Source organism: Candidatus Solincola tengchongensis, from assembly GCF_015711935.1.
GTDB lineage: Bacteria > Actinomycetota > Geothermincolia > Geothermincolales > RBG-13-55-18 > Solincola_A > Solincola_A tengchongensis.
Window position 1 is genome coordinate 1 of record NZ_JACVJJ010000067.1, and the last position, 5,000, is coordinate 5,000.

Consider the following 5,000-nt stretch of genomic DNA (forward strand, 5'->3'; position numbering starts at 1 on the left):
GCTTTTGGCCTGGACTTCCACTGGCTGACCCATGCCCAGGGGGTCCTCGAGGTCTCCCGGATGCTCAAGGAGATTCACCCGGACATCCCCATCATCGTGGGGGGATACTCCGCCACCTACTTTCACCGGGAGATCATGAGGTATCCCCAGATCGACTACGTCATCCGCGGTGACTCCACCGAGGAACCGCTCCTCAAGATCATGGAGGTCCTGCGCGGGGCCGGCTCGCTGGAGGACGTCCCCAACCTGACCTATAGAGGGCCGGGGGGATCGTTGAGGGAGAACCCCCTATCCTACGTGCCCGCCAGCCTGGAATACCTGGGGGACAATTACCGTTACGCCATCCGCTCCGTCTTCAAATACCACGACTGGAAGAGCCCGCGGGCCTTCTGGAACTGGTGGAGTTACCCCATAACCATGGTCCTCACCTGCCGGGGTTGTACCCGGGACTGCGGGTTCTGCGGGGGTTCGAGCAGCGCGCTCCGGGAGCTCTGCGGGCGCCGGCAACCCGCCTTCAGGCCGCCGGAGAAGATAGCCTACGACGTGAGCCTGATCTCCAAGTTCACCACGGCTCCCATCTTCCTGGTAGGAGATCTCCTGCAGGGGGGAAAGGACTACGCCATGAACACCATCGAGCTCATGAGCCAGGCGGATCCCAAGAACCACCTGGTCTTCGAACTCTTCTCCCCCGCCCCCCGGGAGTTCTTCGACCGATTGGGCTCCAGTTTCGACAACTTCGACCTGCAGATCTCCCCCGACTCGCACGACCCCGAGGTCCGCGAGCTCTTGGGAAAGAGCTACGAAAACGAGGAGCTGGAGAGGAACATCGCTTGGGCCCTGGAAGCAGGGTGTAAAAAGCTGGACGTCTTCTTCATGATCGGACTTCCGGGCCAGACCCGGGATTCGGTTCTGGAGACGGTGGATTACTGCGCCCATCTCCTGCGCATGTTCGGCCCCCGCCTCAACCCCTTCGTAGGGCCCCTGGCCCCTTTCATCGACCCCGGCTGTGCCTTCTGGCGCCACCCGGAGATATACGGGATACGCCTCATTCACCAAACCCTGGAGGACTTCGCCCAGGCCGCCCTCTCCCCCCACTGGAGGGACATGTTGGGATACGAGACGAGGTGGATGAGCCGCCAGGATATCGTGGACGTGACCTATGAGGCCCTCCTGGAGCTGAACGCCCTGAAAGCGAAGAACGGCATCCTCTCGCCGCAGAGGGCGGACCTCAACGAGCGGCGGCTGCGCGACACCATCTCTCTCCTGAAACTGGTGGACGACATCCTCTCCATGCCCGACGCCGAGATGCGGCGAAGGGAGTTGGAGAAGCTGGATGGGGAATGCAGGAGGCTGAGGCGTCGCCTCTATATCCCCAAGGAGGAGCTCATGTGGCCTCTCACCGGGGCCCGCTTCCGCAAGCTGAACATCCTCCGCATCCTCATCGGAGGGATATGAACCCCGCTGCGGCAGCCGTTAACGCGGCAAAGTCGTGGCCCGCTTAAGAACTCGCCCCTCCGCGTCAGGCGACGGGAGCTCGAAGCCATGGCCTCGAGAAGGAGAAGGAGGTTGCCCGTCAGCTCCCGGAGGCGGGCGGTTTCAGGGAGTGAAATCCTCGTCCATGATCTGCTCCGCCTTCTCGCGCAGCTGCTTGAAGTCCCTCTTCACGCGGCTGCTTTCGGGCAGGAGCTTGTCGGTGGCGTTGAATCCCCAGCCCTCGTAGCGGATGGCGATGCGCGGGCTGAAAACGCGTCTGGCCGGAGAACCGCACTTCTCGCAGTCCGCCGTCCTCTCCGCATCCATGGGTTGGATGAGGTCGAAGGAATGGCCGCAGGAGTCGCACCTGTACTCGTAGACCGGCAAAGTCCTCACCTCCTCGGCCCATTATATCAGGAAGGCGCCCCCCCAATGGACACGGGCGGTACTTTCCTTTGTCCCGTGGGAGAACCTCGGTCACCGTTCCCCGGCCGATTTTACCGGGAGAAACCTCTTTTTCTGGTCCAGCTTGTCTTTCCGTCAGGTTATCCAAGAGGCTTCCCTCCTCTTGCACAGATTCAACTCAAACCCACCCGTCCATCGCACGGACTCCTTTCCGTTTGCCCGCTCCGCCGGGATTGCAGGTTGACCCCTCAACTCTCGAGCCGGAAACGCCTGCCGGCACCAAAGGTCATCGGCATGACCGCTTACCCGCAGATGGTGGAGAAAAGCCGCCCCGCCGTATACAATCGCCCTAAAGGACGGCAAGCTGGCGGGGAGGAGGAAGACATGGGTTATGAGACCTTGCTTCTGGAGAAAGAGGACGGGGTGGCGGTGCTCACCCTCAACCGTCCCGAGGTGCACAACGCCATGAACCACACCATGTTCCTGGAGCTGGGCGCGGCGGCGAAGGAGTTGCAGGAGGACCCCGAGGTACGGGCCGTGGTCCTCACCGGGGCCGGCAAGTCCTTCTCCAGCGGCCTGGACCTAGGGAGCTTCGCCGGACTGGGCCAGCTCACGGCCCTGCAGATCCATACCTTCTTGAAGGGGGTACAGGGCACCTTTCTGGCCTATGAGATGATGGACAAGCCGGTGATCGCCGCCGTCAACGGCCTGGCCTTCGGCGGGGCCATGGAACTCATGCTGGCCTGCGACATACGCTTCGCCGCCGAGGAGGCGCGCTTCAACCTCATGGAAATAAAGTTCGGCATCATCCCCGATCTGGGGGCCTGCAAGCGCCTGGCCCGCCTGGTGGGACTGGGCCATGCCAAGGAGATCATCTTCACCGGCAGGACCATCGACGCCGCAGAGGCCCAGCGGCTGGGGATGGTGGAGCACGTCCTCCCCGCCGAGAGTGTCCTCCCGGAGGCCAAGAAGCTGGCTGCCGAGCTGGCTGCCGGACCCATCCTGGGGATCGCCATGGCCAAACAGGTCATCAATCGCTGCTGGGATTCCGACCCGGAGACGGCCCTGGAGTTCGAGGCCCTGGCCCAGACCTTGTGCCTGGTCTCGGAGGACCACCGGGAAGCGGTCAAGGCGGCTCTCGAGAACCGCAAACCCCGCTTCAGAGGTAACTGAGGCTCCGCGGGGTCCTCCGGCCACATGCCCTTCCAGGGCTTCGCCGGTCCGAGGCGAGAAACTTCCCCATGACGGCGCGGACTCATTCCTCCAGCTTGCGCCGGGCCAGTTCCCCCACCCGTCCCTTGGGGTCCAACTGAAGGGCCTTGGCCAGGGAGAAACGGGCCTCCTCCCGGTTGCCCAGTTCCATCTGGCAGGTCCCCAGGAGGTAATAAGCCCACGGGTCGCCGGGGCAGAGCTCGATGTACCGCCGGACGGCCCTTTCCGCGTCCCGGTGACGACCCTCGTTCACCAGCAGCTTTCCCAGCGAGAACCACGGGAGCGGCGAGTCCGGATTGACGTCCAGGGCCCGGCGGTAATGCTCCTCCGCCTCCCTGCTCATCCCCCGCATGGCCAGGGCCTGGGCCAGGTTGCACAATACCTCCACGCTCTCGGGACGCAACTCCAGCGAGCGCTTCCAGACGCGCACCGCCTCCTCCCACATGCCCAGGTTCACGGCGGACACCCCCAGGAGGTTGAGGAGGTCCGGCTCGGCCTCCGTGCCCTTGAGACGGGATTCGGCCTGGAGCAGAAAGCGCATGGCCTCCCCGTACCTCCTCAGCCCCAGTAAGAGCTGTCCGGCGTTGATATATGCCTGGGAGAAGAAGGGGTCGGCGGATACCGCCTTACGGTAGAGCTTCAGCTTGGCCTCCGGGTCCGCGAGGAGGCGCAGGGCGTAGACGAAATAGACCATGGCCCGGTCGGACAGGGATAGCCCCTCGCCTATACGGTTGAGGCGCAGCTCCTGCCGGTTGAGGTCCAGGACCTCGGCCACGGCCAGGAGCATCTCCTCCACCAGGTCCTCCAGCGCGCCCACGTCCACGTTGAGGTGCGCCGTCCGCACGTCCCCCTGCAGCCCCCGGAAGAGGAACTCACGGCGGTCCGGGGGGAGCCCCTCCTCCATGCTCACCAACCGGAGTACCACTGCCATCTCCCTGATCAGGGGCTGGCTCTCCGGCCCGAACCTCAAGCCCCCCCACAGCGCCCACCGCGCACCCGCCCTCATCGCCGCCTCGCGTATCTCGTCCGTTTCCGGTATCCCGGCCAGGGAGAGCACCTCCCCTTCCCGGGGCGGGGGGGTGAGGTCCACGACCTCCAGGCCAGCCGCTTTGCTCAGGGCGTTGAGGAGGAGGATCCCCAACAGGTTCTCCATGACCGCCGGGATCTTCCCCACGGCGTTTACGGCGAACTGGAAAACGGCCACCCGCATGCCCTGCCTCCCGCGGACCTTCGGCGATCACACCGGGTTCCTCCCGAGAACCCGCCCGGAAAGTGGGCTTTCGCCGCCACTTCGCGGCCTCTCGAGCATCATCTTCTTCGAAGAGGATTAACTCTCGTCTATTTGAACGGCCCCCACCAATCCCAAAGGCGCCCCGCTCCCCGGTAGATCCTCCATGTCGTATTGGCGTGCCATTCGGTTAAGGCCGTTCAGGCCTGCGATTCCGACTTTTTTACGTGCGCTCTCCCCTCTCCGGACCTCTTCAGTGAGTCCCATTGGGCGAGATCCGGGCTCCGGAGTGGGCCCTTCACCCCAAAAGCGCTTCGGCAGCCGTTTCTCCAGTCCATTGTAACAGAGCCAACCTTACTCCCCGCCATGCCGGCACCGGCTCCGGCGGCGAACAGGGCGAGAAAGGACGTGAAGAGGACACCCTTGACAACCGTTCTCCCGACGCTGTCCTACGGCGGATGCACGGTTCGCCGGCCTTTCTGTTCCGATAAAGCCCGGCCTTCTCCAAAAAAGATCCACCGCCGACCGTGTCGTGCAGGATCTTACCTTCTCATGGCCTTCTTCCGGCCTCGCCATCCGGTCCAGGCCAGACGACGGCGTTACCGCCCAGGCGACGCCGATTATGGCGGAGTGTCAACCCCGCCTTCTCCCGAGCTGAGTCGGCCACCTTCGGATGGAGCAA

Annotated in this window: 4 protein-coding genes; 2 read left to right on the forward strand and 2 right to left on the reverse strand. The window is 64.0% G+C overall.

Going from position 1 to position 5,000, the window contains the following annotated elements; translation table 11 throughout:
• Window positions 1–1,455: B12-binding domain-containing radical SAM protein (locus H7007_RS05880; protein ID WP_287153843.1), on the forward strand; the 1,455-nt coding region annotated here is incomplete at its 5' end.
• Between the two features lie 141 nt (window positions 1,456–1,596).
• On the opposite strand, the gene H7007_RS05885 is transcribed toward H7007_RS05880, so the two are convergent.
• The gene (locus H7007_RS05885; RefSeq protein ID WP_287153845.1) at window positions 1,597–1,869 is read right to left on the reverse strand and encodes an FmdB family zinc ribbon protein; all 273 of its coding nucleotides are present in this window, start codon (window positions 1,867–1,869) and stop codon (window positions 1,597–1,599) included.
• A gap of 393 nt (window positions 1,870–2,262) precedes the next feature.
• On the opposite strand from H7007_RS05885, the gene H7007_RS05890 reads away from it, so the two are divergent.
• On the forward strand, window positions 2,263–3,051 hold the full coding sequence (locus H7007_RS05890; RefSeq protein ID WP_287153846.1) for an enoyl-CoA hydratase/isomerase family protein: 789 nt from the start codon (window positions 2,263–2,265) through the stop codon (window positions 3,049–3,051).
• Between the two features lie 82 nt (window positions 3,052–3,133).
• Here H7007_RS05890 and H7007_RS05895 read toward each other — a convergent pair whose 3' ends face one another.
• Window positions 3,134–4,300, reverse strand: a complete 1,167-nt coding sequence (locus H7007_RS05895) for a tetratricopeptide repeat protein (RefSeq protein WP_287153848.1) — start codon at window positions 4,298–4,300, stop codon at window positions 3,134–3,136.
• Between the last annotated feature and the right edge of the window lie 700 nt (window positions 4,301–5,000).